The 26,039-nt window shown below is 45.7% G+C and carries 23 protein-coding genes and 1 pseudogene; 19 read left to right on the top strand and 5 right to left on the bottom strand.

Annotation, left to right across the window (positions count from 1 at the left end; genetic code table 11):
* From RAC86_RS07585 to znuB, 3 genes are all read left to right on the top strand, one after another.
* Positions 1 to 667, top strand: a 667-nt coding sequence (locus tag RAC86_RS07585; RefSeq protein WP_377885464.1) for a metal ABC transporter solute-binding protein, Zn/Mn family, incomplete at its 5' end; no start/stop codon positions are given.
* A 54-nt stretch (positions 668 to 721) separates the two neighbouring features.
* Complete coding sequence (znuC, locus tag RAC86_RS07580; protein ID WP_014475714.1) at positions 722 to 1,417, top strand: zinc ABC transporter ATP-binding protein ZnuC; 696 nt, start codon at positions 722 to 724, stop codon at positions 1,415 to 1,417.
* The gene (gene znuB / locus RAC86_RS07575; RefSeq protein ID WP_003246340.1) at positions 1,375 to 2,217 is read left to right on the top strand and encodes a zinc ABC transporter permease ZnuB; all 843 of its coding nucleotides are present in this window, start codon (positions 1,375 to 1,377) and stop codon (positions 2,215 to 2,217) included. The genes znuC and znuB overlap by 43 nt, the downstream gene beginning before the upstream one ends.
* Before the next feature lie 37 nt (positions 2,218 to 2,254).
* Here znuB and RAC86_RS07570 read toward each other — a convergent pair whose 3' ends face one another.
* Positions 2,255 to 3,250: an LLM class flavin-dependent oxidoreductase gene (locus RAC86_RS07570; RefSeq protein WP_377885463.1), complete on the bottom strand. Its 996-nt coding sequence runs from the start codon at positions 3,248 to 3,250 to the stop codon at positions 2,255 to 2,257.
* A gap of 283 nt (positions 3,251 to 3,533) precedes the next feature.
* On the opposite strand from RAC86_RS07570, the gene RAC86_RS07565 reads away from it, so the two are divergent.
* From RAC86_RS07565 to niaP, 7 genes are all read left to right on the top strand, one after another.
* Positions 3,534 to 4,133, top strand: a complete 600-nt coding sequence (locus tag RAC86_RS07565) for a TerD family protein (RefSeq protein ID WP_029317217.1) — start codon at positions 3,534 to 3,536, stop codon at positions 4,131 to 4,133.
* Positions 4,134 to 4,154: 21 nt separating this feature from the next.
* Positions 4,155 to 4,736 (top strand): TerD family protein, encoded by a 582-nt coding sequence (locus tag RAC86_RS07560; protein WP_003234723.1) that lies wholly within the window; start codon positions 4,155 to 4,157, stop codon positions 4,734 to 4,736.
* 34 nt (positions 4,737 to 4,770) lie between these two features.
* A complete protein-coding gene (locus RAC86_RS07555; RefSeq protein WP_003241242.1) occupies positions 4,771 to 5,349 on the top strand; it encodes a TerD family protein in 579 nt (192 codons plus the stop codon).
* Between the two features lie 51 nt (positions 5,350 to 5,400).
* Positions 5,401 to 6,174 (top strand): TerC family protein, encoded by a 774-nt coding sequence (locus RAC86_RS07550; RefSeq protein ID WP_003234719.1) that lies wholly within the window; start codon positions 5,401 to 5,403, stop codon positions 6,172 to 6,174.
* An 83-nt stretch (positions 6,175 to 6,257) separates the two neighbouring features.
* Positions 6,258 to 7,871, top strand: coding sequence for a YceG family protein (locus RAC86_RS07545; protein WP_377885462.1), 1,614 nt, complete (start codon positions 6,258 to 6,260; stop codon positions 7,869 to 7,871).
* 15 nt (positions 7,872 to 7,886) lie between these two features.
* Positions 7,887 to 8,978: a toxic anion resistance protein gene (locus RAC86_RS07540; RefSeq protein WP_120027753.1), complete on the top strand. Its 1,092-nt coding sequence runs from the start codon at positions 7,887 to 7,889 to the stop codon at positions 8,976 to 8,978.
* A 120-nt stretch (positions 8,979 to 9,098) separates the two neighbouring features.
* On the top strand, positions 9,099 to 10,301 hold the full coding sequence (gene niaP / locus RAC86_RS07535) for a niacin permease NiaP (RefSeq protein WP_015252880.1): 1,203 nt from the start codon (positions 9,099 to 9,101) through the stop codon (positions 10,299 to 10,301).
* Between the two features lie 290 nt (positions 10,302 to 10,591).
* Here niaP and RAC86_RS07530 read toward each other — a convergent pair whose 3' ends face one another.
* Positions 10,592 to 11,764 (bottom strand): MFS transporter, encoded by a 1,173-nt coding sequence (locus RAC86_RS07530; RefSeq protein ID WP_029317213.1) that lies wholly within the window; start codon positions 11,762 to 11,764, stop codon positions 10,592 to 10,594.
* Positions 11,765 to 11,828: 64 nt separating this feature from the next.
* Positions 11,829 to 12,131 (bottom strand): ArsR/SmtB family transcription factor, encoded by a 303-nt coding sequence (locus tag RAC86_RS07525; protein ID WP_010886398.1) that lies wholly within the window; start codon positions 12,129 to 12,131, stop codon positions 11,829 to 11,831.
* Positions 12,132 to 12,420: 289 nt separating this feature from the next.
* Here RAC86_RS07525 and opuAA point away from each other — a divergent pair, with 289 nt between their 5' ends.
* From opuAA to opuAC, 3 genes are read left to right on the top strand one after another with little or no spacing between them, the layout of a single operon-like run.
* Complete coding sequence (opuAA, locus tag RAC86_RS07520; protein WP_003246301.1) at positions 12,421 to 13,677, top strand: glycine/proline betaine ABC transporter ATP-binding protein OpuAA; 1,257 nt, start codon at positions 12,421 to 12,423, stop codon at positions 13,675 to 13,677.
* 1 nt (position 13,678) lies between these two features.
* A complete protein-coding gene (gene opuAB, locus RAC86_RS07515) occupies positions 13,679 to 14,527 on the top strand; it encodes a glycine/proline betaine ABC transporter permease subunit OpuAB (RefSeq protein WP_003234703.1) in 849 nt (282 codons plus the stop codon).
* Positions 14,527 to 15,408: a glycine/proline betaine ABC transporter substrate-binding protein OpuAC gene (opuAC, locus tag RAC86_RS07510; protein ID WP_003234700.1), complete on the top strand. Its 882-nt coding sequence runs from the start codon at positions 14,527 to 14,529 to the stop codon at positions 15,406 to 15,408. Before opuAB ends, opuAC begins: the two co-directional genes overlap by 1 nt.
* 37 nt (positions 15,409 to 15,445) lie before the next feature.
* On the opposite strand, the gene RAC86_RS07505 is transcribed toward opuAC, so the two are convergent.
* Entirely contained in the window at positions 15,446 to 16,597 is a 1,152-nt protein-coding gene (locus tag RAC86_RS07505) for a M20 peptidase aminoacylase family protein (protein ID WP_377885461.1), read from the bottom strand.
* A gap of 149 nt (positions 16,598 to 16,746) precedes the next feature.
* Here RAC86_RS07505 and RAC86_RS07500 point away from each other — a divergent pair, with 149 nt between their 5' ends.
* The 5 genes and pseudogenes from RAC86_RS07500 (at position 16,747) to RAC86_RS07480 (ending at position 23,824) form a co-directional block, all read left to right on the top strand.
* On the top strand, positions 16,747 to 18,180 hold the full coding sequence (locus RAC86_RS07500) for a YfcC family protein (RefSeq protein ID WP_029727054.1): 1,434 nt from the start codon (positions 16,747 to 16,749) through the stop codon (positions 18,178 to 18,180).
* A gap of 115 nt (positions 18,181 to 18,295) precedes the next feature.
* Positions 18,296 to 18,897: pseudogene (locus RAC86_RS07495) on the top strand (DUF6773 family protein).
* A gap of 148 nt (positions 18,898 to 19,045) precedes the next feature.
* Positions 19,046 to 21,025 (top strand): alpha-amylase, encoded by a 1,980-nt coding sequence (gene amyE, locus RAC86_RS07490; RefSeq protein ID WP_029727055.1) that lies wholly within the window; start codon positions 19,046 to 19,048, stop codon positions 21,023 to 21,025.
* A gap of 176 nt (positions 21,026 to 21,201) precedes the next feature.
* Positions 21,202 to 22,167, top strand: coding sequence for an L-lactate dehydrogenase (locus RAC86_RS07485; protein WP_029727056.1), 966 nt, complete (start codon positions 21,202 to 21,204; stop codon positions 22,165 to 22,167).
* 31 nt (positions 22,168 to 22,198) lie between these two features.
* Entirely contained in the window at positions 22,199 to 23,824 is a 1,626-nt protein-coding gene (locus RAC86_RS07480) for an L-lactate permease (RefSeq protein ID WP_003246465.1), read from the top strand.
* Positions 23,825 to 23,868: 44 nt separating this feature from the next.
* On the opposite strand, the gene bmr3 is transcribed toward RAC86_RS07480, so the two are convergent.
* The gene (bmr3, locus tag RAC86_RS07475) at positions 23,869 to 25,407 is read right to left on the bottom strand and encodes a multidrug efflux MFS transporter Bmr3 (RefSeq protein WP_003246377.1); all 1,539 of its coding nucleotides are present in this window, start codon (positions 25,405 to 25,407) and stop codon (positions 23,869 to 23,871) included.
* Between the two features lie 112 nt (positions 25,408 to 25,519).
* On the opposite strand from bmr3, the gene RAC86_RS07470 reads away from it, so the two are divergent.
* Positions 25,520 to 25,984: a MarR family transcriptional regulator gene (locus RAC86_RS07470; protein ID WP_003246360.1), complete on the top strand. Its 465-nt coding sequence runs from the start codon at positions 25,520 to 25,522 to the stop codon at positions 25,982 to 25,984.
* The last annotated feature ends 55 nt before the right edge of the window (positions 25,985 to 26,039 follow it).

Below are 26,039 nucleotides of genomic sequence, written 5' to 3'. Positions count from 1 at the left end.
ATGGGTTCCGTCAGCTGAAAAAAGCATGGGCCAAGGCCATGCCGTTTTCGTTAATGCAAGCAAAGGCATTGATTTAATGGAAGGCTCTGAAGAAGAACACGAAGAGCATGATCATGGGGAGCATGAGCACAGTCATGCAATGGACCCTCACGTATGGCTTAGCCCTGTTCTGGCACAGAAGGAAGTTAAAAATATTACGGCGCAAATCGTGAAGCAGGACCCGGATAACAAAGAATACTATGAGAAAAATAGTAAAGAATATATTGCAAAACTGCAGGATCTTGATAAACTATATCGTACAACCGCAAAAAAAGCGGAGAAAAAAGAATTTATCACGCAGCATACAGCTTTTGGCTATCTGGCAAAAGAATACGGCTTGAAGCAGGTTCCGATTGCAGGGCTGTCACCTGACCAAGAACCGAGTGCAGCCAGCTTGGCAAAGCTGAAAACATATGCCAAAGAACATAATGTAAAAGTCATTTACTTTGAAGAAATTGCATCCTCAAAGGTCGCAGATACGCTCGCCAGTGAAATCGGCGCAAAGACAGAAGTGCTGAATACACTGGAAGGCTTGAGCAAAGAAGAACAGGATAAAGGTTTAGGGTATATCGACATTATGAAACAAAACCTCGATGCCCTGAAAGATTCACTATTGGTTAAATCATAAGATAGTGTGCGCCGGAGGGTGCACACTATTTCTTTGTGAGAAAGGAAGATTAACATGAATCTCGTCTCATTGAAAGATATCGTTTTCGGCTATTCCCATACGCCTGTTTTAGATAAAGTATCACTTGATATTGAAAGCGGTGAGTTCGTCGGCATCACTGGACCAAACGGCGCCTCTAAATCGACGCTCATAAAGGTAATGCTCGGCATGCTGAAACCGTGGGAAGGCACAGTGACGATCAGTAAAAGGAATACAGAAGGGAAACGCCTGACCATAGGGTACGTCCCGCAGCAAATTTCTTCATTTAATGCCGGCTTTCCGAGCACGGTGCTGGAGCTTGTTCAGTCAGGCCGCTATACAAAAGGGAAATGGTTTAAACGTTTAAATGAAGAAGATCATCTTGAAGTAGAAAAAGCACTGAAAATGGTGGAAATGTGGGAGCTCCGTCATCGTAAAATCGGTGATTTATCAGGCGGACAGAAACAGAAAATCTGTATCGCCAGAATGCTCGCCAGCAACCCGGATCTGCTGATGCTGGACGAACCGACGACAGCTGTTGATTACGACAGCAGAAAAGGATTTTACGAATTTATGCATCACCTTGTGAAAAATCACAACCGCACAGTTGTGATGGTTACTCACGAACAAAACGAAGTACAGCAATTTTTAGATAAAGTGATTCGATTAGAGAGAGGAGAAAAAGGCGGATGGAAATGTTTGACTTGGAATTCATGCGACGAGCTTTTCTAGCAGGCGGCATGATCGCCGTCATGGCTCCGATACTAGGAGTGTATCTCGTTCTCAGAAGACAGGCCTTAATGGCTGACACACTTTCACATATCTCATTGTCAGGTGTTGCCATCGGCTTTTTTCTCAGCACCAATATAACCGCAGCAAGCATAGTCGTCGTGACCATTGGCGCGATCGGAATTGAATACATGCGGCGGGCGTATCGTACTTATTCAGAAGTGTCCATTGCCATCTTAATGGCAGCTGGTTTGTCCTTCGCGATGTTTTTAATCAGCCTTTCCAAAGGCACAGCCAATATGAGCATCGATCAATACCTATTTGGATCGCTTGTGACAGTAAACCAGCAGCAGGTCTATATTATCAGTATTATCACACTGCTGATCCTGCTTTATTTTATCGTACTGAGAAGGCCGCTCTACCTGCTGACGTTTGATGAAGCAACAGCCAAAACATCGGGAATCAATACAAACGTTCTCTCGTTGTCATTCAGTATTGTCACAGGCCTTGCGATTTCAGTCATTATTCCGATCATCGGGGTTCTTCTTGTATCGGCCCTGCTCGTATTGCCGGCAGCATTCGCCATCAGAATTGCAAAAGGCTTTAACATGGTTTTCATTACAGCCATACTCATTTCATTATTCAGCGTATTTACGGGACTGACATCATCCTATCAGCTCGGGACGCCGCCAGGTCCGTCTATTACCCTGCTATTGATCGTTTTGCTATTAATCGGATTTGCAGTTCAGGGAGTTTGGACGTTTATCAAAAAAGAAGCTCAGCGCAAAAAAAGAAGCCGATAACATGAAAAGCAGTTTTCCCTAGGGAAAACTGCTTTTTTTATAGAAACAATCCGGCAAGGCGCTCATAAGATTCCTTTTTCGCCTCAAAATCAAACACATTGCACAGAACCATGATTTCATTTGTTTCGTAGCGGCCTGTGAGGTCTAACAGCTGTTGTTTGACAGTGGTTGGAGAACCGATCACCATCCGCTTTCTGTTTTCTTCTATGAGTTTTTTATCGGACGCTGTATAGGGATGAGCTTTCGCTTCCTCGATGCTTGGCACGCGGCTGTCCAAGCCTTTTCCGACGCGAAGAAGCCACAGATCCTGGCTTAATGCGAGTTCTTCTGCCTCTTCATCTGTTTTTGCGCAAATGACAAAAATCGTAAACAGTGCGGATGGATTCGAAAAATGGGCTGAGGGCCGAAAGCTTTCCCGGTAGATGCGGAATGCATTTTCTCCTCGCTCGGGATTAATGAAATGCCCAAATACATATCCAATCCCCTGGTGCGCCGCGCGTCTTGCGCTGTTTTCACCAAGACCGAGCACCCATAGCTCGGGTGCCGTGTCAATAAGGGGCGCCGCTTTGATTCCGGCATACGGATGGTCGGGAGGAAGGGAATCTGTTAGAAAATAAGAGACATCCTGCAGCTGTCTGTTAAATTCGGTTAAGCTTTTTTTCACCCCGTCCGTTAATGCAAGCCTGGTTTTTGTCGTGCCGCCGGGGGAACGGCCGACGCCGAGGTCAATCCGGTTTGGATACAGGGCCTCAAGCTGGCGAAAGGTTTCAGCCACTTTAAATGGGCTGTATTGGGGCAGAAGCACGCCGCCTGATCCGACACGAATGGTGTTTGTCTGTGCTGCGATGCGGGCGATCATGATTTCAGGCGCTGTGCTTGCCAGTCCTTTCGTGCTGTGGTGCTCGGCAAACCAATACCGCTTATAGCCCCACTGTTCGCTTAATTGAGCAAGCTCAACCGAATGCTGGAGAGTTGTCACAGGGCTTTCTCCTTTAGAAACAGGTGCCTGATCAAGTATGCTTAAATGAATCAAAAGGCCGCTTCCTTTCTGTCTGTTTTTAGATGGTGACACCAGAATAGGCAAAATGACTTGCCCGCGTCAAATGGTTTGTTTAAGAAGCGCACTTTATAGCATTTGCAAATCATATATCAAATATGGAAGTTTTTTTTCGAGGTTTTTCGTCAATTATTCTTAACTTTTACGAAACTTTGATATAATAACAAACGTATATATTAGTAATTTACGGCTTATTTTCCTTGTGAGCGTAAAAATAAATGTGACTATCTTCACATTTCGATGAGTAGGAGTGAATCGTGTGGCAATTTCTTTAGAAAAAGGTCAACGAATTGATTTAACAAAAGGAAAAGCCGGTCTGTCAAAATTGATGGTCGGTCTCGGCTGGGACCCAGTGTCCTCAGGCGGAGGATTCTTCAGCAAACTGCTTGGCGGAGGCGGTCCGAATATCGACTGTGACGCTTCAGTGCTGATGCTGGAAAACGGAAAATTCACCGATAAGAAAAACCTGATTTATTTCGGCAACCTGAAAAGCCGCTGCGGCGGTGTACAGCATACAGGCGACAACCTGACGGGTGACGGTGCGGGCGATGACGAGCAAATTATGATAGATTTAGATAAAGTGCCTGCAAACATTGATAAGCTTGTATTTGTAGTAAACATTTACGATTGTGTCAGAAGAAAACAAGATTTCGGCATGATTCAAAATGCGTTTATCCGCGTAGTTGATCAATCTAATCACGAGGAAATGCTCAAGTACAATTTGAGAGACAATTACGCCGGCAGAACAAGCCTGATTACAGCAGAAATCTACCGCAGCGGCAGTGAGTGGAAGTTTGCAGCGGTTGGTGAAGGCACAAACGATACGAGACTAGAAGATATTATCAGCAGATACGTATAAAAGAAAAGGAGTGGATGAAACATGACAATTTCATTGGCAAAAGGACAAAAAGTAGATTTAACAAAAACAAATCCGGGTCTTTCAAAGGTTGTTGTCGGTTTAGGCTGGGATACGAACAAGTATGACGGCGGGCACGACTTTGATCTTGACTCAAGTGTGTTTCTGTTAGACGCCGCAGGCAAATGCGCGTCACCAAACGACTTTATTTTCTACAACCAGCTTGAAGGCGGCAACGGTTCAGTCGTTCATTCAGGCGACAACCTGACTGGTGCTGGCGAAGGCGACGATGAGAATGTAAAAGTAAATCTCAGCGCTGTACCGGCAAACATTGATAAAATCTCATTTGTTATTACCATTCACGATGCAGAAGCGCGCAGCCAAAACTTTGGACAAGTATCAAACGCGTTTGTCCGCATCGTAAATGAAGAAACAAATGAAGAGCTCATCCGTTACGATCTTGCAGAAGATTTCTCTATTGAAACGGCAATCATTGCAGGGGAGCTTTACAGACATAACGGCGAGTGGAAATTCTCAGCAATCGGCTCAGGCTACCAAGGCGGCCTTGCCCGCATTGCAACAGACTACGGTTTGCAAGTCGGTTAAGACAAATACGAAGAGCAGAAAGGAGAGAGGCAGTATGGCCATTCAATTATCAAAAGGACAGCGCATTGATTTAACAAAAACAAATCCGGGACTGACTAAAGCGGTGATCGGCTTAGGCTGGGATACAAACAAGTACTCCGGCGGACACGATTTTGACCTGGATGCTTCGGCCTTTTTAGTTGATGCGCATGATAACTGCGTAAATGATCTCGATTTCGTCTTCTATAATAACCTTGAACATCCGAGCGGCGGTGTCATCCATACGGGTGACAACCGCACGGGTGAGGGCGACGGAGATGATGAGCAGATTATCGTTGATTTCTCAAAAATCCCTGCTCACATTGAGAAAATCGGCATCACAGTGACCATTCACGACGCTGAAGCACGCAGCCAAAACTTTGGACAAGTTTCCAATGCATTTGTCCGCGTTGTGGATGAAGAAACGCAGAATGAGCTTCTTCGCTTCGATTTGGGAGAAGACTTCTCCATTGAAACAGCTGTTGTCGTTTGTGAGCTTTACAGACACGGCGGCGAGTGGAAATTCAATGCAATCGGCAGCGGATTTTCTGGCGGGCTGGCTGCATTGTGCCGGAATTACGGTTTGCAAGTGTAAGCGAGTGACAAATAGAGAAGTCACCGTTTCAAATTAATAGGAGGAAAAAACTTGGACTTTTTACATCATATTTTGTCTACGTATGCTTCATTTTTCGATTGGAAAATGTGGGGGGAAGTTCTGACTGATCCTGTTTCCTGGGGTTTGATCGGTTCCCTTGTTGTTCTGGAAGGCCTTTTATCGGCCGATAACGCGCTTGTTCTTGCGGTCATGGTTAAACACCTGCCGGAAAAACAGCGGAAAAAAGCGTTAACGTATGGTTTGTTTGGAGCTTATATTTTCAGATTTATTTTCATCGGGCTCGGTATGCTTCTCATTAAATTCTGGTGGATCAAGGTGCTTGGCGCGCTTTACCTGGCTTGGCTCGTCATTAAGCACTTCTGGATTGGCGAAAAAGAAGAGGAAGCGGACGGCATCAAGAAAAACTCTTGGATGGTCCGTACGTTTGGGATCTTCTGGGCGACTGTCATTTCAGTAGAATTAATGGATCTTGCCTTCTCTGTGGACAGCATCCTGGCCGCGTTTGCAGTATCTGAAAAAGTATGGGTGCTTCTGATCGGCGGTATGCTTGGTATTTTAATGATGCGTACAGTGGCAAAAGTGTTCCTTGTGCTGATTGATAAAATTCCTGAGCTGGAAAACACAGCATTCGTCTTAATCGGCATTATCGCGCTGAAAATGGCGGGGAGCGCTTTCCATTACGAAATGCCGCACTCTGTATTCTTCATCATCATTATCGCTGCATTTGCGGTAACATTGATCATTCACTACATCAATAAACAAAAGCAGGTGCGCGAACAAACAGCCGCTTCAAAAGAAGAATAAAACAAAACAAGGAGGGAGGTTCAATGTCCTTCCTTTTTTGTTACCGAAATATCGTTCAATGACAAACCGGAAAGGAGGATATGATGAGACAAGAAGAACTAACCATTCATAAAGCACTTCCGGCTGATGGCGATTGGAAAAGCCTGCTGTTTCAGCCATTGCCGGAGCGGGATCACTATGAAACTGCACAAGGCCTTTCTTTTTCTCGTCTTGCCGGGCAGATATTGGGCACGCCTATTGATGAGACGGACTACTATAACGAGCTGTATGAGCTGTCTGTAAACGACCGCATAACGATTTTGAGTGAAACGCTTGATAAAACAATCGAACCGGAAACATTTCAAAAGCTTCAGCATATTCATTCCATCAATCAGAAAGAAAAAGGGCTGTCAGTCAGCCGTTTTGTTGCCTTTCTGGACGGGGAAAAGCTGATTGCGAAGCACTCAAATCCCCTGATGCACCGCCATTTAAGAAAAGCGCTGATGACGCTTTTACATACCTTTGCGGACAGTCATGAAAAGGGGCTGAATCATCCTGATTTTCGCAGAGTGCTGCTTGATGTCTCGAAGTTTTCCTTAAACCATCTGAACCCTTGGCTGGAAAAAACCGATATAGAGCGAGAGATGCCGAAGATTGTTTGGTATGGAGATGCGACGAAAAGCCAGCTCTATTTCTTATATTATCTGATGCTGGTCGGCTGTGATGTACTGCTGTTCCATCCGGCGGGAACGAATCAGCTGGCGCTTATCGACCCGAAGCAGGAGCTCAGTTTTACGGAAAAGCTCCCGGATGTTTCGGAGCTTCAGCCGTTTCCGAAAGAAAAACCAGACCGTAAATCAACAGTGGCCTACCGCTCAACAAAAGAAATTGAACATGTGCTGAATCACGAGGAGTCCATGCTGTATAAGCCGTGGCAGTTCAGAGATCACACACCGGTGTCCGTTACGCTGAAAACGACCTATGATGAATTGTTTTTAATCACGAAAGAACGCGCCTTTATTCGGCCGAATTTCAAAGCTGATAAACATTCCATTGAGATTCCGAATGTATTCGCCAAAATTATGGGCGTGTCGAAAGACAATAAGGAATATTGGAACAGGCTTCATACTCTAGCGGATTATCAGGAAACAGAAATGGTCAGAAGCTTTCCATTTACAGAAGAAATAAAGTCGAACTATCAATTTCACTACAGCCACGCACTTGATCAAGAAGGGAACATTGATCCGGACAAGCTGATGGCAAGCAATGTGTGGCAGTATAAACAGCTGCCGGCGGGCGTTCAGACTGCCATTGCCAAAACGATTTCGAGAATGTGCAGGTACCCGCGGCTTAAAGCCTTGCATCAGGAACAAGTCAAGGATGTTCAAATCTATTTGTTTAAACAAACAACAAACCTGCCTGCTAATCTGCTGAAATTGATTCAAATGTTCGACTATGCGCAAACCGTTCCGAAACTCGTTTTATATCATACGGAAATGAGCGGCGGACTCACGCGTTCGGATGCTGCCGCCCTGCTGTTCCTGAATGAAATCGGAATCGATATCATCATTTATAATCCGCCCGGACACCAAGATATTGAGCAGTTTATTGAAGATGACCAGTATGATATCCACTGGCTGGATGACATGGTGTTTCAGCAGGACTACAAAGAGCCTTCGATTGTGAAAAGGCTCTTCAGAACCATTACCCAAAAATAAGGAGAGAAGAAAAGCATGACAACAGAAAATCAAAATCCGCTTGTTCTCGATAAAAATGAAGAGATTTCCCAGCAAAAAGCTGACGATATCCGTCTTCAGCTCCGTCAGGAACCAGAAGTGAAGCGGCTTGCTCAACAAATTGACGTCAAAAACCAAATGGAGCTGCTTGAGTACGGCAAGGAGCCGGCCGTTGAAATATCCAAGTTCTCTGACCGCATCTTAGGGATGATGAAAACAACAAGCGTGACAGACTCCGGCACAATGCTGACTCAGCTTGGGAAAATCATGGACCGCTTCGACAAAAATGATTTTGATGAGCCAAAGGGATTAATGGCGAAAATTTTCAAACGCGGCGGCAGCATGATTGAAAAAATCTTTAAAAAGTATCAGACACTTGGCGGAGAGATTGAAAAAATCCACGTTGAGATTTCTAAATACAAAGATGAGATGACGAAGACGAACTACACGCTCGATGAAATGTATGAAAACAATATCAAATACTATATGGAGCTTGAAAAATACGTCGTTGCCGGGCAGATGAAACTGGAAGAGATGCAGTCGATCCTTCCTTCATATGAGGAAAAAGCGGCAAGCGGGAACCAGCTGGCGCAAATGCAGCTCGATACGTTGCGCAACGGCATTCAGGCGCTTGAGGAACGGGTGTATGATCTGGATATGGCAAGGATGGTGGCGCTTCAAACCGCACCACAAATCCGTCTCCTGCAGCGCGGAAATGCAAAGCTGATCGGGAAAATCAACTCCGCGTTTATCATTACCATTCCGATTTTCAAAAACGGCATTATTCAGGCTGTTACGGTAAAGCGGCAAAAGCTTGTGGCTGATTCCATGAGCGAGCTTGACCGCCGGACAAACGAGATGCTGAAACGAAATGCTGAAAACATCTCGAGCCAAAGTATTGAAATTGCGAGAATGGCCGGCAGACCGAGCATAGATATTGAAACGATTGAATCGTCTTGGAACACGATTGTCAGCGGCATGCAGGAAACAAAACAAATCGAAGAAGAAAACAAGCGCCTCCGCGAAGACGGCGCGAGACGAATTGCCCAGCTTCAGGATAATATTAAAAAAGCAGCATTGCAGCAATAATAGAAACCCCGCTTGTGAACATAAGCGGGGTTTATCAATTACATCATTTAGTTAATGACAATGTGTAAAGACAGGTGTAAACTTAAACGGTAATCATTTTGCATATCAGAGGTGTTGGCAATGGGAAAACAACAGCCTATATCCCAGCGTAAACTGCTGGGCGTCGCCGGTTTGGGGTGGCTGTTTGATGCAATGGATGTCGGAATATTATCGTTTATTATCGCCGCGCTCCATGTAGAGTGGAATCTGTCGCCCGAGGAAATGAAATGGATCGGAAGCGTCAATTCCATCGGCATGGCTGCGGGTGCGTTTTTGTTTGGTTTGCTTGCTGATCGAATCGGCCGCAAAAAAGTGTTCATCATCACCCTTTTATGCTTTTCCATCGGAAGCGGCATTTCCGCTTTTGTGACGAGCTTATCGGCATTTCTAATCCTTCGTTTCGTGATTGGTATGGGACTTGGCGGCGAGCTTCCAGTCGCTTCAACACTCGTTTCGGAAGCGGTTGTGCCTGAAAAGCGGGGCAGAGTGATTGTGCTTTTGGAAAGCTTTTGGGCCGTGGGCTGGCTCGCAGCGGCCTTGATTTCTTACTTTGTGATACCAAGCTTCGGCTGGCAGGCTGCCCTTCTGTTAACTGCGCTGACTGCTTTTTATGCGCTGTACCTGCGGACGAGTCTGCCTGATTCGCCGAAATATGAATCGCTTTCTGCCAAAAAGAGGTCGGTGTGGGAGAATGTAAAAAGCGTCTGGGCAAGACAGTATATACGGCCGACGGTGATGCTGTCGATCGTTTGGTTCTGTGTGGTGTTTTCTTATTACGGCATGTTCCTATGGCTCCCGAGTGTCATGCTGCTGAAAGGCTTCAGCATGATTCAAAGCTTTGAATATGTCCTGCTGATGACGCTTGCTCAGCTACCGGGCTATTTCTCTGCCGCATGGCTGATTGAAAAAGCGGGCCGGAAGTGGATACTCGTCATTTACTTGATTGGCACAGCAGGAAGCGCCTATTTCTTCGGAACGGCGGATTCCTTAAGTCTTCTGCTTACGGCTGGAATGCTGTTATCGTTTTTCAATCTCGGTGCATGGGGCGTGCTGTATGCTTATACCCCGGAGCAATACCCGACTGCGATTCGAGCAACAGGTTCAGGAACGACAGCAGCGTTTGGAAGAATCGGCGGCATCTTCGGGCCTTTGCTCGTCGGAACTCTGGCAGCCCGTCATATTTCGTTTTCGGTCATCTTTTCAATCTTTTGCATTGCAATCTTACTTGCGGTTGCTTGTATTTTGATTATGGGGAAAGAAACGAAACAAACTGAGCTAGAATAGGAAAAGCACCTCTTGAAAGAGGTGCTTTCAGCGTGTCGACAAACCCTCGCATTCGTTGTCAGGACTGCGCTTCGGTGCTCAATGCGAAGTGGATCAACGGCTAAATTCTCAGGCGTCCTGCCTAAACGCCGTCGTCATCACATCCTGTGAATGTCCGCTCCTATGCTCGTCCTTCCTAGACTTCAAGGGTTTTCAATCACGCTGAAAAGATGACAAAATCCTAAAATGAAAACCATTTTAGGATTTTGTCAACAATCTGAGGCACCTCTTGAATGAGGTGCTTTTTTTTTTTACATCTGCGCCCGGGCTGCGGATTGGCGTTTCCCGGTTTTACTGATTGCCTGGTAGAGCGTCATAGAAAGTATGAACAAAATGGCAGTAAATCCTGTGACAGCTCCGAAATGCTGTGTGCTTTGATATAAAAAACCTGCAATACTTGTACCGACAGTGGTCCCGGCATACATAGCGGCATTGGAAAGGGAAGCGATGGTTCCTCGCGCATTTGGTGCAATGGATTGAAAGACACCCATCATTAACGGAAAGATGATGCCAGCTGTAAAGAACGTGAGAAAAAAGCCGGCTTCTACTAAAAACAAGTTTGGAAAGAACGGAAGAGCGAAATAGAGAGCGCCCATTAGCAGCATCCCGCTGATCAGTGTTTTAAACATGCCCAGCTTTTCTGAAACCCGGCTGCCGATAAGGCTCCCGAGCATATTTCCCAGTCCGAGTACAAGCATAGCTGCGCCAATTTGTGACACGGTTAAATGATAATCCGCGGAAAGCCAAGTACCCAGAAAGCTGAACGAAGCGAAGTTTCCGGTTTGAAACAGAAAATAGGCAAGCAGAATGACCGATGTTTTCGGCAATGAAAAAAGCTCCCGGTAGGGGTTGACAATTGATGGTCGCGCCAATGGTTCAGAAGGCAGGATATCAGGCATGACCGCCGCCAGGATCAATAGAAGAATAAGCGAGCACGCTGACAAAACGAAAAATGGCGTATGCCATGTAAAGGAAGCGAGAAACCCTCCAATAGGAAGTCCGAGCATTTGTGAAGCGGCCAAACCTGCTGTCGCAATCCCCATGCCTTTTATGATCTGAGAAGGCTGGACAATGACTGGGATGGACGCCCAAATTTGAGGCGTCACAAACGCAGCGCTAACGCCTGCGGCAAAACGGAACAGGCACATGGCGGCAAAAGAGGGAGCGATGCCGCATAAAAATGTGGATACGATAAAGCCTGCAAGTCCCCACAGCATGACTGTTTTCCTGTTCAGCCGGTCTGAGATTGGGCCTGCAATGAAAGCGAAGAGCGCATAACCGAGTGCATAAGCACTGACCATCCAGCCTGACAAATCAGTAGAGACATGAAACTGATCCTGTAAAAGGGGGAGAAGCGGCGAAAGCAAAAAGGTATCCGTGCCAATGACAAACATGACACTGAAGAAAAGCCAAATGCGATTCAAATTTTATCACTCCTATTGTTTTATAACTTTGAAACTATGAAACAGATATGTATAGAGAAAACCCTTAGAGGGTTTCCAAAAAGCCAGGCAGGTATGTTTGAAATGTGTCTTCACGCAGACTGACGTATTTTGTACGCGAATCTTTCCGGGTTGCCGTCAATCCCGCTTCACGCAGCGTTTTAAAATGATAAGATGCCGTGGTTTTGACAATATTGCACTTTTCACCTACTTCACCGCAGCTGAGTTCTTTTCCGCTGACATAAAGCGTACGAATAATGGCAAGCCTTGATTCATCAGACAGTGCTTTAAAAATTTGCGCTCTGATTTGATCATCTGATTGTTTCATAGTCATGAAACTATAATACATAATTGATGTTGAAAAAGCAACTTATTTTTCCAGTAAAGGAGAGGGAAGTCATAAGAGGAAGAAGGAATTCAATTCCAATAAAAGCGTTTTCAACTAAAGATAGGCGAAAAATCACCCGTAAAATACAATCATATAGGAGGATTACAGAGCATTTAGAAGCATAAATAAGATCATGTGGTCACATGGATGTTTATAAAGAAATGGTACAGAATAAAAGAGAATATGCTGTTTGTGTGGGAAGTTACATAAATGTTACGGTAATAAAGATTGCTTAATATGGAGGGAAAATATGAGTGTAGATGAGAAACCAATTAAGATAAAAGTCGAGAAAGTCTCTAAGATTTTTGGGAAACAAACAAAGAAGGCAGTTCAAATGCTTGCCAACGGAAAGACAAAAAAAGAGATCCTGAAAGCAACCGGATCAACCGTTGGGGTTAATCAGGCAGATTTTGAAGTATATGATGGTGAGATATTTGTCATCATGGGTCTATCAGGGAGCGGTAAATCAACTTTAGTACGGATGTTAAACCGGCTTATTGAACCGACTGCCGGAAATATTTACATTGATGGTGACATGATAACAAATATGTCTAAAGACCAGCTCCGGGAAGTCCGCCGGAAGAAAATCAGCATGGTCTTCCAAAAGTTCGCTCTGTTCCCGCACAGAACGATACTTGAAAACACAGAATACGGACTGGAGCTTCAAGGCGTAGACAAACAAGAGCGGCAGCAAAAAGCGCTTGAGTCTCTTAAGCTCGTCGGGCTCGAAGGGTTTGAACATCAATATCCTGACCAGCTTTCCGGCGGGATGCAGCAGCGTGTCGGCCTTGCCCGCGCGTTGACGAATGACCCGGACATCCTTCTGATGGACGAAGCGTTCAGTGCGCTTGATCCATTGATTCGTAAAGATATGCAGGATGAACTTCTTGATCTTCACGATAATGTCGGAAAAACGATTATCTTTATTACGCATGACCTGGACGAAGCGTTGCGGATCGGCGACAGAATTGTCCTAATGAAGGACGGCAACATCGTTCAAATCGGCACGCCTGAAGAAATCCTGATGAATCCATCTAACGAATATGTTGAGAAATTCGTCGAAGATGTTGATTTGTCTAAAGTCCTCACAGCAGGCCACATTATGAAACGCGCTGAAACAGTGCGGATTGATAAAGGGCCTCGCGTAGCATTGACACTGATGAAAAACCTTGGAATTTCTTCAATTTATGCAGTGGATAAACAAAAGAAATTATTAGGTGTTATCTATGCGTCTGATGCGAAAAAAGCGGCTGAGTCTGATTTGTCACTTCAAGACATCTTGAATACAGAATTTACGACTGTACCAGAGAATACGTATCTGACTGAGATTTTTGACGTTGTGTCCGATGCGAATATTCCAATTGCGGTTGTGGATGAGAAGCAAAGAATGAAAGGAATTGTTGTAAGAGGCGCGCTGATTGGCGCACTTGCCGGCAATAACGAGTATATCAATGCTGAAGGCACTAACGAACAAACACAAGATCCTTCTGCACAGGAGGTGAAGTAAGATGGATAGACTGCCTAGAATACCTTTAGCAGATATCATTGACCGTTTTGTTGACTGGATTACGATGACGTTTGGCGGATTCTTCGACGGAATTGCAAACGGATTGGCCGCTTTTGTAAATGGAATTGTCACCGGACTCGGATTTATTCCATCTATTTTGTTAACGATTATTTTCGCTGCACTTGCGTGGTGGATCAGTACAAGGGGAATTGCGTTATTTACGTTGATTGGATTCCTCCTGATCGATTATTTAGGATATTGGGACCCAATGCTGCAAACATTGGCGCTTGTTTTGACATCTGTGATTATTTCGATTGTGGTCGGAGTTCCGATCGGAATTTGGGCGTCTCAGAAAGAAACGGTTCGCCGTATTGTAACGCCAATTCTTGATTTAATGCAGACAATGCCTGCTTTCGTATATCTATTGCCGGCGATTTTCTTCTTTAACATCGGTGTTGTGCCGGGTGTTGTTGCATCTGTTATCTTCGCGATGCCGCCGACAATCCGCATGACTGTTCTCGGTATTAAACAAGTGCCGGCGGATCTGATTGAAGCGACTGAGGCATTCGGTTCTACAACAGCTCAGCGTTTGTTTAAAGTTCAGCTTCCGCTTGCGACAAAAACGATTTTGGCCGGAATTAACCAGAGCATCATGCTTGCGTTATCAATGGTTGTTATCGCCGCAATGGTCGGTGCACCGGGACTTGGTTCTGAAGTATACAGTGCCGTTACACAGCTGAAAACCGGGGTCGGAGTAGAGGCCGGTATCGCCATCGTTATCGTTGCCATTACCCTGGACCGTATTACTCAAAATATTAAAGTGAAGAAGAAAAGCAGGGGGAATGCCTGATGCTTAAAAAAATCATCGGCATCGGCGTTTCCGCCATGCTGGCGCTCTCACTTGCGGCTTGCGGTTCAGAAAACGATGAAAATGCATCCGCAGCAGAACAGGTGAATAAGACCATCATCGGGATTGACCCCGGTTCAGGGATTATGTCCCTGACTGACAAAGCGATGAAGGATTATGACCTGAATGACTGGACATTGATTTCAGCGTCAAGTGCTGCGATGACTGCTACGCTTAAAAAGTCATACGACCGTAAGAAGCCGATTATCATTACAGGATGGACTCCGCACTGGATGTTCTCCAGATATAAGCTGAAATATCTCGATGATCCGAAACAATCTTATGGCAGCGCAGAGGAAATCCATACGATCACACGCAAAGGCTTCAGCAAAGAGCAGCCGAATGCCGCAAAGCTTCTGAGCCAGTTTAAATGGACGCAAGACGAAATGGGCGAAATCATGATCAAGGTGGAAGAAGGCGAGAAACCTGCCAAAGTTGCTGCTGAGTACGTGAATAAACACAAGGATCAGATTGCCGAATGGACAAAAGGCGTTCAAAAGGTGAAGGGAGACAAAATCAACCTTGCCTATGTGGCGTGGGACAGTGAGATTGCAAGTACAAACGTCATAGGCAAAGTCTTAGAAGACTTGGGCTATGAGGTAACACTTACTCAAGTAGAGGCTGGGCCGATGTGGACTGCAATTGCGACGGGAAGTGCGGATGCATCCCTTTCCGCATGGCTGCCGAATACCCATAAAGCATACGCCGCTAAATATAAAGGCAAATATGATGATATTGGCACCAGTATGACTGGTGTGAAGATGGGGCTTGTTGTTCCTCAATATATGAAAAATGTCAACTCAATTGAAGATTTGAATAAATAATGGAGAAAGCAGCCTGTAGCCAGGCTGCTTTTTTGCGTTAAGAAGCGTTAGCGGCAGCAAGTGATTCCTCCTTCTGAAATGTTTTGAGCACGGCATTCGCTAAAATGTGAATGCCGTTGAACATCGCATTTCTGTCAAAGGTCATGTGCGGATGATGGAGCCCCGGCTGGAGCCCGCAGCCTAGGCCAAGCATCGTTGTTTTCAGATTCGGCACCTTCACGGCGTAAAAATGGAAATCCTCTCCGCCGGTAGTGACAAGCGGGTCATCAAGCCGCTCAGCCCCGATGATATCTGTAATGGCTTCTGCCATGATCGCTTCAGCTTCTTTGTTTTGTGTTGCCGCAGGAAGGCTGTGTTCTTTTTGCAGCTCGATTTTTGCGCCGAATGCAGCGGCGGCCGCTTCACAGGCTCTTTCTGTTTCGGCGATTAACGCCTCCATGGCTTCATTGGTCTGTGCGCGCAAATCAAGGCTGAACGATGCTTTTCCTGGAATGATGTTAGAGCTTTCACCGCCGGCTTGAAGTTTTGTCATTTTGACGGTATGCGGGATTTGCGGGTCAATATGAATGAGTCCGAGCTTATGTACAAGAAATGCCGCAATTTCAATGCTGTTTTTCCCGAGGTGCGGACGGGCGCCATGAGCCTCTTCCCCGATGATCGTTCCCTCAATGTGCTGGCTTGATCCGTGCAGAATAGACGGAGCGCAGCGGCCGTTCTGTGTTTCCTGGATCGGACGGACGTGAACGCCATACAAATAGTCGATGTCATCAAGCACGCCTTCTTCTATCATTTTCAAGGCGCCGCCGCCTTTTTCTTCTGCCGGCTGAAAGATAAAACGGATTGTGCCCTTCGGAAGCTCAGGTTGTTTTTTTAGCAGCATTAACGTGCCCAATGCCATTGTCATATGTGAATCGTGTCCGCAGGAATGGTTGGCGCGAAATGTGCCGTTAACCTCCTGCCACAGCGCGTCAATATCAGCGCGTACCGCTACAACAGGTGAGCCTGAGCCGATTTCGCCGACAACCCCGGTGCAGTCTGAAAACGTGCGCGTCCGGCACCCTAAATCCTCAAGCTTTTGTTTCAAAAATGAAGTTGTCTCATATTCCTTCCAGCTGACTTCAGGGTTCGCGTGCAGATGCTCGAAGATGTCCATAATGGTTTGTTTCATGTCTTCTGAAAGCTTTTGCATGGTAAGAAATACCTCCTTCTATCAGAATGAATTTTTACCTTCTTTACTTTATTTATATTGAAACAGGAAGATAGGCTGTATATAATATAGCACATATTGCTACTATTCAGAATAATTAATATTTTCAAACAGAGGGGATGGATCGAAATATGAGTATGCCAGCAGCCGAAACACAGCCTAAGAAAAAACGAATGACATTTAAAATGCCTGACGCCTATGTCCTCTTATTTATGATTGCTTTCATTTGCGCAATCGCTTCATATATTGTGCCGGCAGGTGAATTTGACCGCGTGACAAAGGGGGATGTCACGACCGCTGTTCCGGGAAGCTATCATTCAATTGAACAGTCTCCGGTCAGCTTGATCAGCTTTTTTACTTCTCTACAGGATGGAATGGTTGGATCAGCACCCATCATCTTTCTGATTCTATTCACAGGCGGCACCATTGCTATTCTAGAAAAAACGGGTGCCATCAATGGCCTGATTTACAATGTCATCAGCAAATTCCGCACAAAGCAATTATTATTTATTTGTATTGTCGGCGCATTGTTCTCCATTCTCGGAACAACCGGGATTGTCGTGAATTCAGTTATCGGTTTTATCCCCATCGGCCTCATTGTGGCACGATCCTTAAAATGGGACGCAGTCGCGGGAGCCGCTGTTATTTACATCGGCTGCTACGCTGGATTTAACTCCACCATATTATCACCGTCACCGCTCGGTTTATCACAATCAATCGCGGAGCTCCCTCTTTTCTCAGGAATCGGCCTGCGAGTTGTGATATACATATGCTTTTTGCTGTCTTCTATTATTTATATCTATTTGTATACGAGAAAATTAAAAAAATCAAAAGATGCCAGTGTGTTAGGAACAGATTGGTTCCCTGCGGCAGGAATGGCCGAAGCCGGTAAAGAAGAAGATCAGTCAGTGCCGTTTACCGTTCGCCATAAGCTGATTTTGGCTGTGGCGGGACTCTCACTTGTCGGATTTTTATACGGCGCTTTGAAGCTTGGCTGGTCAGATTCCCAAATGGCTGCGACATTTATTTTTATTTCTGTCCTTGCCGGTTTAATAGGCGGGCTTGCGGCGAACGATATTGCCAAAACCTTCATTACGGGCTGCCAAAGTCTTGTATACGGGGCGCTGATTGTCGGGATGGCACGAAGCATTTCCGTTATCCTTGAAAATGGAAAGCTTCTCGATACTGTCGTCAATGCTTTGGCTTCACTTTTGGATGGATTCAGCCCGATTGCCGGGGCAATCGGCATGTATATCGCCAGTGCGCTGCTTCATTTTCTCATCTCTTCAGGTTCTGGCGAAGCCGTTGTATTTATTCCAATCCTGGCGCCGCTCGCTGATTTGATGGGAATCACGAGACAGGTTGCGGTGGAGGCAGTTATGCTTGGAGAAGGGGTCGTCAACTGTGTGAACCCGACATCCGGCGTTCTCATGGCGGTGCTTGCCGCCAGCGGTATTCCGTATGTCAAGTGGCTGCGGTTTATGGTGCCGCTTGCTCTGATTTGGTTCTTGATCGGGCTTGTCTTTATCGTGATCGGCGTCATGATCAATTGGGGGCCGTTTTAACGATTGCTGCCCGCCGGCTTGTACGGCGGGCTTTTGAGTTATTCATTGCAGAAGCGCAGGCTGTTATTGTAACATGTAAGCCATAAGCCATTCGTAAAAGTGCGGGAGGAAGGTCATGAATAATCTGCGTAATAGACTTTCAGGCGTGAATGGGAAAAATAAGAGAGTAAAAGAAAAAGAACAAAAAATCTGGTCGGAGATTGGGATGATAGCGGGAGCATTTGCGCTGCTTGATGTGATCATCCGCGGCATTATGTTTGAATTTCCGTTTAAAGAATGGGCTGCAAGCCTTGTGTTTTTGTTCATCATTATCTTATATTACTGCATCAGGGCTGCGGCATCCGGAATGCTCATGCCGAGAATAGACACCAAAGAAGAACTGCAAAAACGGGTGAAGCAGCAGCGAATAGAATCAATTGCGGTCGCCTTTGCGGTAGTGGTGCTTACGATGTACGACAGGGGGATTCCCCATACATTCTTCGCTTGGCTAAAAATGATTCTTCTTTTTATCGTCTGCGGCGGTGTTCTGTTTCTGCTTCGGTATGTGATTGTGAAGCTGGCTTACAGAAGAGCGGTAAAAGAAGAAATAAAAAAGAAATCATCTTGAAAAATAGATGGTTTCTTTTTTTGTTTGGAAAGCGAGGGAAGCGTTCACAGTTTCGGGCAGCTTTTTTTATAGGAACATTGATTTGTATTCACTCTGCCAAGTTGTTTTGATAGAGTGATTGTGATAATTTAAAATGTAAGCGTTAACAAAATTATCCAGTCTTCACATCAGGTTGAAAGGAGGAAGCGGAAGATTGAAGTAAGAGCGATTTTTGACTCCGAAGTAAGTCTTCAAAAAATCAAATAAGGAGTGTCAAGAATGTTTGCAAAACGATTCAAAACCTCTTTACTGCCGTTATTCGCTGGATTTTTATTGCTGTTTCATTTGGTTCTGGCAGGACCGGCGGCTGCGAGTGCTGAAACGGCGAACAAATCGAATGAGCTTACAGCACCGTCGATCAAAAGCGGAACCATTCTTCATGCATGGAATTGGTCGTTCAATACGTTAAAACATAATATGAAGGATATTCATGATGCAGGATATACAGCCATTCAGACATCTCCGATTAACCAAGTAAAGGAAGGGAACCAAGGAAATAAAAGCATGTCGAACTGGTACTGGCTCTATCAGCCGACATCGTACCAAATTGGCAACCGTTACTTAGGAACTGAACAAGAATTTAAAGAAATGTGTGCAGCCGCTGAAGAATATGGCATAAAGGTCATTGTTGACGCGGTCATCAATCATACCACCAGTGATTATGCCGCGATTTCCAATGAGATTAAGAGTATTCCAAACTGGACACATGGAAACACGCAAATTAAAAACTGGTCTGATCGATGGGATGTCACGCAGAATTCATTGCTCGGGCTGTATGACTGGAATACACAAAATACACAAGTACAGTCCTATTTGAAACGGTTCTTAGAAAGAGCATTGAATGACGGGGCAGATGGATTTCGCTTTGATGCCGCTAAACATATAGAGCTTCCGGATGATGGGAGTTACGGCAGTCAATTTTGGCCGAATATCACAAATACAGCTGCAGAGTTCCAATACGGAGAAATCCTGCAGGATAGTGCCTCCAGAGATGCTTCATATGCGAATTATATGAATGTGACAGCGTCTAACCATGGGCATTCCATAAGGTCCGCTTTAAAGAATCGCAATCTGGGCGTGTCGAATATCTCCCACTATGCATCTGATGTGTCTGCGGACAAGCTAGTGACATGGGTGGAGTCGCATGATACGTATGCCAATGATGATGAAGAGTCGACATGGATGAGCGATGATGATATCCGTTTAGGCTGGGCGGTGATAGCTTCTCGTTCAGGCAGTACGCCTCTTTTCTTTTCCAGGCCTGAGGGAGGCGGAAATGGTGTGAGATTCCCGGGGAAAAGCCAAATAGGCGATCGCGGGAGTGCTTTATTTGAAGATCAGGCTATCACTGCGGTCAATAGATTTCACAATGTGATGGCAGGACAGCCTGAGGAACTCTCGAACCCAAATGGAAACAACCAGATATTTATGAATCAGCGCGGCTCACATGGCGTTGTGCTGGCAAATGCAGGTTCATCCTCTGTTTCTATCAATACGCCAACAAAATTGCCTGATGGCAGGTATGACAATAAAGCTGGGGCAGGTTCATTTCAAGTGAATGATGGTAAACTGACAGGCACGATCAATGCCAGGTCTGTGGCTGTGCTTTATCCTGATGATATTGCACAAGCGCCTCATGTTTTCCTTGAGAATTACAAAACAGGTGTAACACATTCTTTCAATGATCAACTGACGATTACCTTGCGTGCAGATGCGAATACAACAAAAGCCGTTTATCAAATCAATAATGGACCAGAGACGGCGTTTAAGGATGGAGATCAATTCACAATCGGAAAAGGAGATCCATTTGGCAAAACATACACCATCATGTTAAAAGGAACGAACAGTGATGGTGTAACGAGGACCGAGGAATACAGTTTTATTAAAAGAGATCCAGCTTCGGCCAAAACCATCGGCTATCAAAATCCGAATCATTGGAGCCAGGTAAATGCTTATATCTATAAACATGATGGGGGCCAGGCAATTGAATTGACCGGATCTTGGCCTGGAAAACCAATGACTAAAAATGCAGACGGAATTTACACGCTGACTCTGCCTGCGGACACGGATACAACCAACGCAAAAGTGATTTTTAATAATGGCAGCGCCCAAGTGCCTGGCCAGAATCAGCCTGGCTTTGATTACGTGCAAAATGGTTTATATAATGACTCGGGCTTAAGCGGTTCTCTTCCTTATTGAGGACAAGGCTAGACTGGACTTACCGAAAGAAACCATCTATGATGGTTTCTTTTTTGTTCATAAATCAGACAAAACTTTTCCCTTGCAAAAGTTTGTGAAGTGTTGCACAATATAAATGTGAAATACTTCACAAACAAAAAGACATCAAAGAGAAACATACCCTGGAAGGATGATTAATGATGAACAAACATGTAAATAAAGTAGCTTTAATCGGAGCGGGTTTTGTTGGAAGCAGTTATGCATTTGCGTTAATTAACCAAGGGATCACAGATGAGCTTGTGGTCATTGATGTAAATAAAGAAAAAGCAATGGGCGATGTGATGGATTTAAACCACGGAAAGGCGTTTGCGCCACAACCGGTCAAAACATCTTACGGAACATATGAAGACTGCAAGGATGCTGATATTGTCTGCATTTGCGCCGGAGCAAACCAAAAACCTGGTGAGACACGCCTTGAATTAGTAGAAAAGAACTTGAAGATTTTCAAAGGCATCGTTAGTGAAGTCATGGAGAGCGGATTTGACGGCATTTTCTTAATCGCGACAAATCCGGTTGATATCCTGACTTACGCAACATGGAAATTCAGCGGCCTGCCAAAAGAGCGGGTGATCGGAAGCGGCACAACACTAGATTCTGCGAGATTCCGTTTCATGCTGAGCGAATACTTTGGCGCAGCGCCTCAAAACGTACACGCGCATATTATCGGAGAGCACGGCGACACAGAGCTTCCTGTTTGGAGCCACGCGAATGTCGGCGGTGTGCCGGTCAGTGAACTCGTTGAGAAAAACGATGCGTACAAACAAGAGGAGCTGGACCAAATTGTAGATGATGTGAAAAACGCAGCTTACCATATCATTGAGAAAAAAGGCGCGACTTATTATGGGGTTGCGATGAGTCTTGCTCGCATTACAAAAGCCATTCTTCATAATGAAAACAGCATATTAACTGTCAGCACATATTTGGACGGGCAATACGGTGCAGATGACGTGTACATCGGTGTGCCGGCTGTCGTGAATCGCGGAGGGATCGCAGGTATCACTGAGCTGAACTTAAATGAGAAAGAAAAAGAACAGTTCCTTCACAGCGCCGGCGTCCTTAAAAACATTTTAAAACCTCATTTTGCAGAACAAAAAGTCAACTAACCGCAACTTTAGAGTAAAGGGCTGATTGTCAATGTGGGAGCAGTTGTATGATCCGTTTGGAAACGAGTATGTGAGCGCACTTGTGGCGCTCACTCCGATTCTCTTTTTTCTTTTGGCTTTAACTGTTTTGAAAATGAAAGGCATTCTTGCGGCATTTCTTACCCTAGCCGTCAGTTTCTTCGTCTCCGTTTGGGCATTTCATATGCCGGTTGAAAAAGCGATTTCTTCTGTTTTGTTAGGAATCGGGAGCGGGCTGTGGCCCATTGGCTACATCGTCCTGATGGCGGTGTGGCTGTATAAAATCGCCGTGAAAACCGGGAAATTTACCATTATTCGGTCCAGCATTGCCGGCATTTCGCCTGACCAACGATTACAGCTATTATTAATTGGTTTTTGTTTTAACGCGTTTTTAGAAGGCGCGGCCGGTTTTGGTGTTCCGATTGCGATTAGTGCGGCGCTGCTCGTCGAACTTGGTTTTAAACCGTTAAAAGCGGCGGCGCTCTGCTTGATTGCAAACGCTGCCTCCGGAGCCTTTGGGGCGATTGGGATTCCTGTCATCACAGGGGCGCAGATTGGTGATTTGTCTGCTCTTGAGCTGTCTCGGACATTAATGTGGACACTGCCGATGATCTCATTTTTAATACCATTCCTGCTTGTATTCTTATTAGACCGAATGAAAGGAATCAAACAGACATGGCCCGCTCTTCTGGTTGTGAGCGGTGGGTATACAGCGGTTCAGACACTGACAATGGCGGTGCTCGGGCCGGAATTAGCAAACATTTTGGCGGCCTTATTCAGCATGGGCGGGCTTGCCCTCTTCCTCCGCAAATGGCAGCCGAAAGAGATTTACCGCGAGGAAGGGGCCGGCGATGCTGGTGAGAAAAAGGCATACCGTGCCGCTGACATTGCGAAAGCGTGGTCTCCTTTCTACATTTTAACTGCGGCGATCACCATCTGGAGCCTTCCTGCCTTCAAAGCGCTTTTCCAAGAAGGCGGGCTGTTATATCAATCAACGCTCCTGTTCAAAATGCCTTTTCTGCATCAGCAAATTATGAAAATGCCGCCGATTGCGCCATCTGCCATGCCGTTAGATGCAGTCTTTAAAGTTGATCTGCTGTCAGCGACTGGTACAGCGATTTTAGCGGCGGTCATCGTGACAGGGCTGTTCAGCAAAAAGTTCTCCTCTCGGGATGCCTTTGCTTCCTTGAAGGAGACGGGAAAAGAGCTGTGGGTGCCGATTATGACGATCTGCTTCGTGATGGGGTTTGCCAATCTGGCCAACTTCGCAGGGCTCAGCTCTTCAATTGGGTTAGCATTGGCGAAAACAGGAGACCTGTTCCCGTTTGTCAGTCCTGTTCTCGGCTGGATTGGCGTGTTCATCACCGGTTCTGTTGTCAGCAATAATGCTTTGTTCGGCCATTTGCAGGTTGTCACGGGAGCGCAGATCGGTGCGGGTTCAGATTTGCTGTTAGCCGCAAATACGGCGGGCGGTGTCATGGCGAAACTTGTTTCTCCTCAATCTATCGCCATCGCTGCCGCAGCGGTCGGCCAAACAGGCAAGGAATCTAAACTGTTTAAAAGGACAGTGGCGTACAGCCTGATTCTGTTATTGATCATTTGTATATGGACGTTTATTCTTGCAAGATTAGGAGTGTAATAGAAAAAAGCAGTACATGCCCAGCATGTACTGCTTTTTTTATGTTAATTTGCTTTCTTTGTCATTTCGGCTGTTGTTTTCACTCTGGCTTTTCCCATAAATAAAATGGTAACCGCCGCGAGGACAATTGGAATCAAAGCGAGCAAAAAGACATACGTGATACTTGATGACATCGCGTCAATAATGCGATTCAGGATCGCATCAGGAATCTGGGAACGTGTTCCCGCTTGGAATATCTCCTGCGGGTCGCCAATATTTTGCGCAGCGCCTGATCCCGCTGAGCCTTTCATACCGCTGAAGGCGTCATTCAGCTTGTTTGTGAATACGTTTGTTTGCACCGTTCCGAAAATGGTGACACCTAAGGTCATGCCAAATGATCGCAAAAATGAATTTGTAGAGTTTGCCGTTCCCCGAAAGCGAGGTTCAAGATCATTCATCGATGCCGCCGGCAGCAGGGAGAAGTTAAAGCCTACACCAAAGCCTGAAATCATCATAAAGACTGTCAGCCATACCCGTGCTGTGTCAGGCGTCATATTGGAAAGAAGCAGCATGCCGATAAAGAAAGCTATAACAGATATCAGCATCAAATTGCGGAAGCTTGCCTTCGTTTGGAAGATCCCGCCGATCATGCTTCCGATGACTGATCCAATCATCATCGGCGTCAGAATGAAGCCCGCGCTTGTCGCCGAGCTGCCGTAGACCGCCTGAACGAAAATCGGAATAAATACCGCTAAAATAATAAATGTTCCGCCATACAGGAAAGCGAGAATCTGTGCTGTGGCAAACAAGCGGTTCTTAAACATCCAGAAAGAAATAATCGGCTCTTCTGCTTTTCTCTCCACAATAAAAAAGGCAATGAAGAAAACGGCGAATACAATAAACAGCCCGATGATCTGAATGGAGTTCCAATCGTATGTTTTGCCGCCAAGCTCAAGGGCGAACATCAGGCATACAATGGATACGACTAAGGTAATCGCGCCGCCCCAGTCTATTTTCTGCTTTCTGTGCTCCAGAGATTCTTTGTAGTAGCGAATAATGAAAAACAATGACAATGCGCCGATCGGCACATTGATGTAAAACACCCAGTGCCAGCTGATCGAATCTGTAATGATCGCGCCTAAGAGCGGACCAAGAACACTGGATAATCCAAATACAGCACCGAACATGCCGGACATTTTTCCGCGTTTTTCCGGCGGAAACAAATCAAAGATAATGGTAAAGGCAATCGGCAGGAGCGCGCCGCCTCCGATCCCTTGAATGGCCCGGAAGATGATCAGCTGATTCATCGTCTGGGCAATCCCGCATAAAGCAGAACCGATTAAGAAAAAAATAAGTCCAAACAGGAAAAAACGTTTTCGGCCGTACATATCGGAAAGCTTGCCGTAAATCGGCATGCCAGCCATAACCGCCACCATATAGGATGCCGTCACCCAGGCAAATTTATCGAAGCTTCCAAGATCGGCTACGATATTGCCCATCGCGGTGGCAACAATCGTATTGTCCATTGCAGACATCAAGATGCCCAGCAGGAGACCGAGGACCACAAATTTGGTGGAAGCCTGTTTTGCTGTTGTTGTGTCCATTTGTTCTACCTCCTCTTACTTTTCTATGTAAGTTCTGATATCATGATAATAGTTTGATTGTTGAATATCTCGATTATCAAGATAAACTCGATTTTATAGGGAGGACTGTCAGTTGTCAACAAGAAATTCCAGAAGTGAGTTGGAAAAGACTGCTGTTCAGCTTTTTCGAAAACTGGGCACAAGAACGGTTCTGTTTCATCAGGCAGCCGCTCAAGCTCTCGGTCTGTTTCCCACCGATTTGAAATCAGCTGACATTTTAAATGAAGCAGGGCCGATGACGGCCGGAGAGCTGGGGAAAAAAACCGGCCTCAGCACGGGTTCCGTCACGGCGCTTGTTGACCGGCTGGAAAAAGCGGGGTATGTGGCTCGTGAAAAGGACCCGAACGATCGCAGGAGAGTCGTAATCGTCCCTTTGACTGCTTCGAAAAAACATATAAAGGATTTGTTCCGTCCTCTGTCTGAGTCAACGATGGATTTGTGCCGCGAATATACGGAAGAGGAGCTGGAACTCATTTTCAGTTTTGTAGGCAAAGCTGCCGATATTATGGAGGAAGAGCTTGAACGTCTGAAGCAGTAAGTGAATTTGTGCATAGCTTGGCCCGTTCCCGAATAAATTGTACAAGTTACATAAG

It is taken from the genome of Bacillus sp. LR_5, from assembly GCF_042709275.1.
This window is presented reverse-complemented; position numbering and strand designations above follow the sequence as displayed.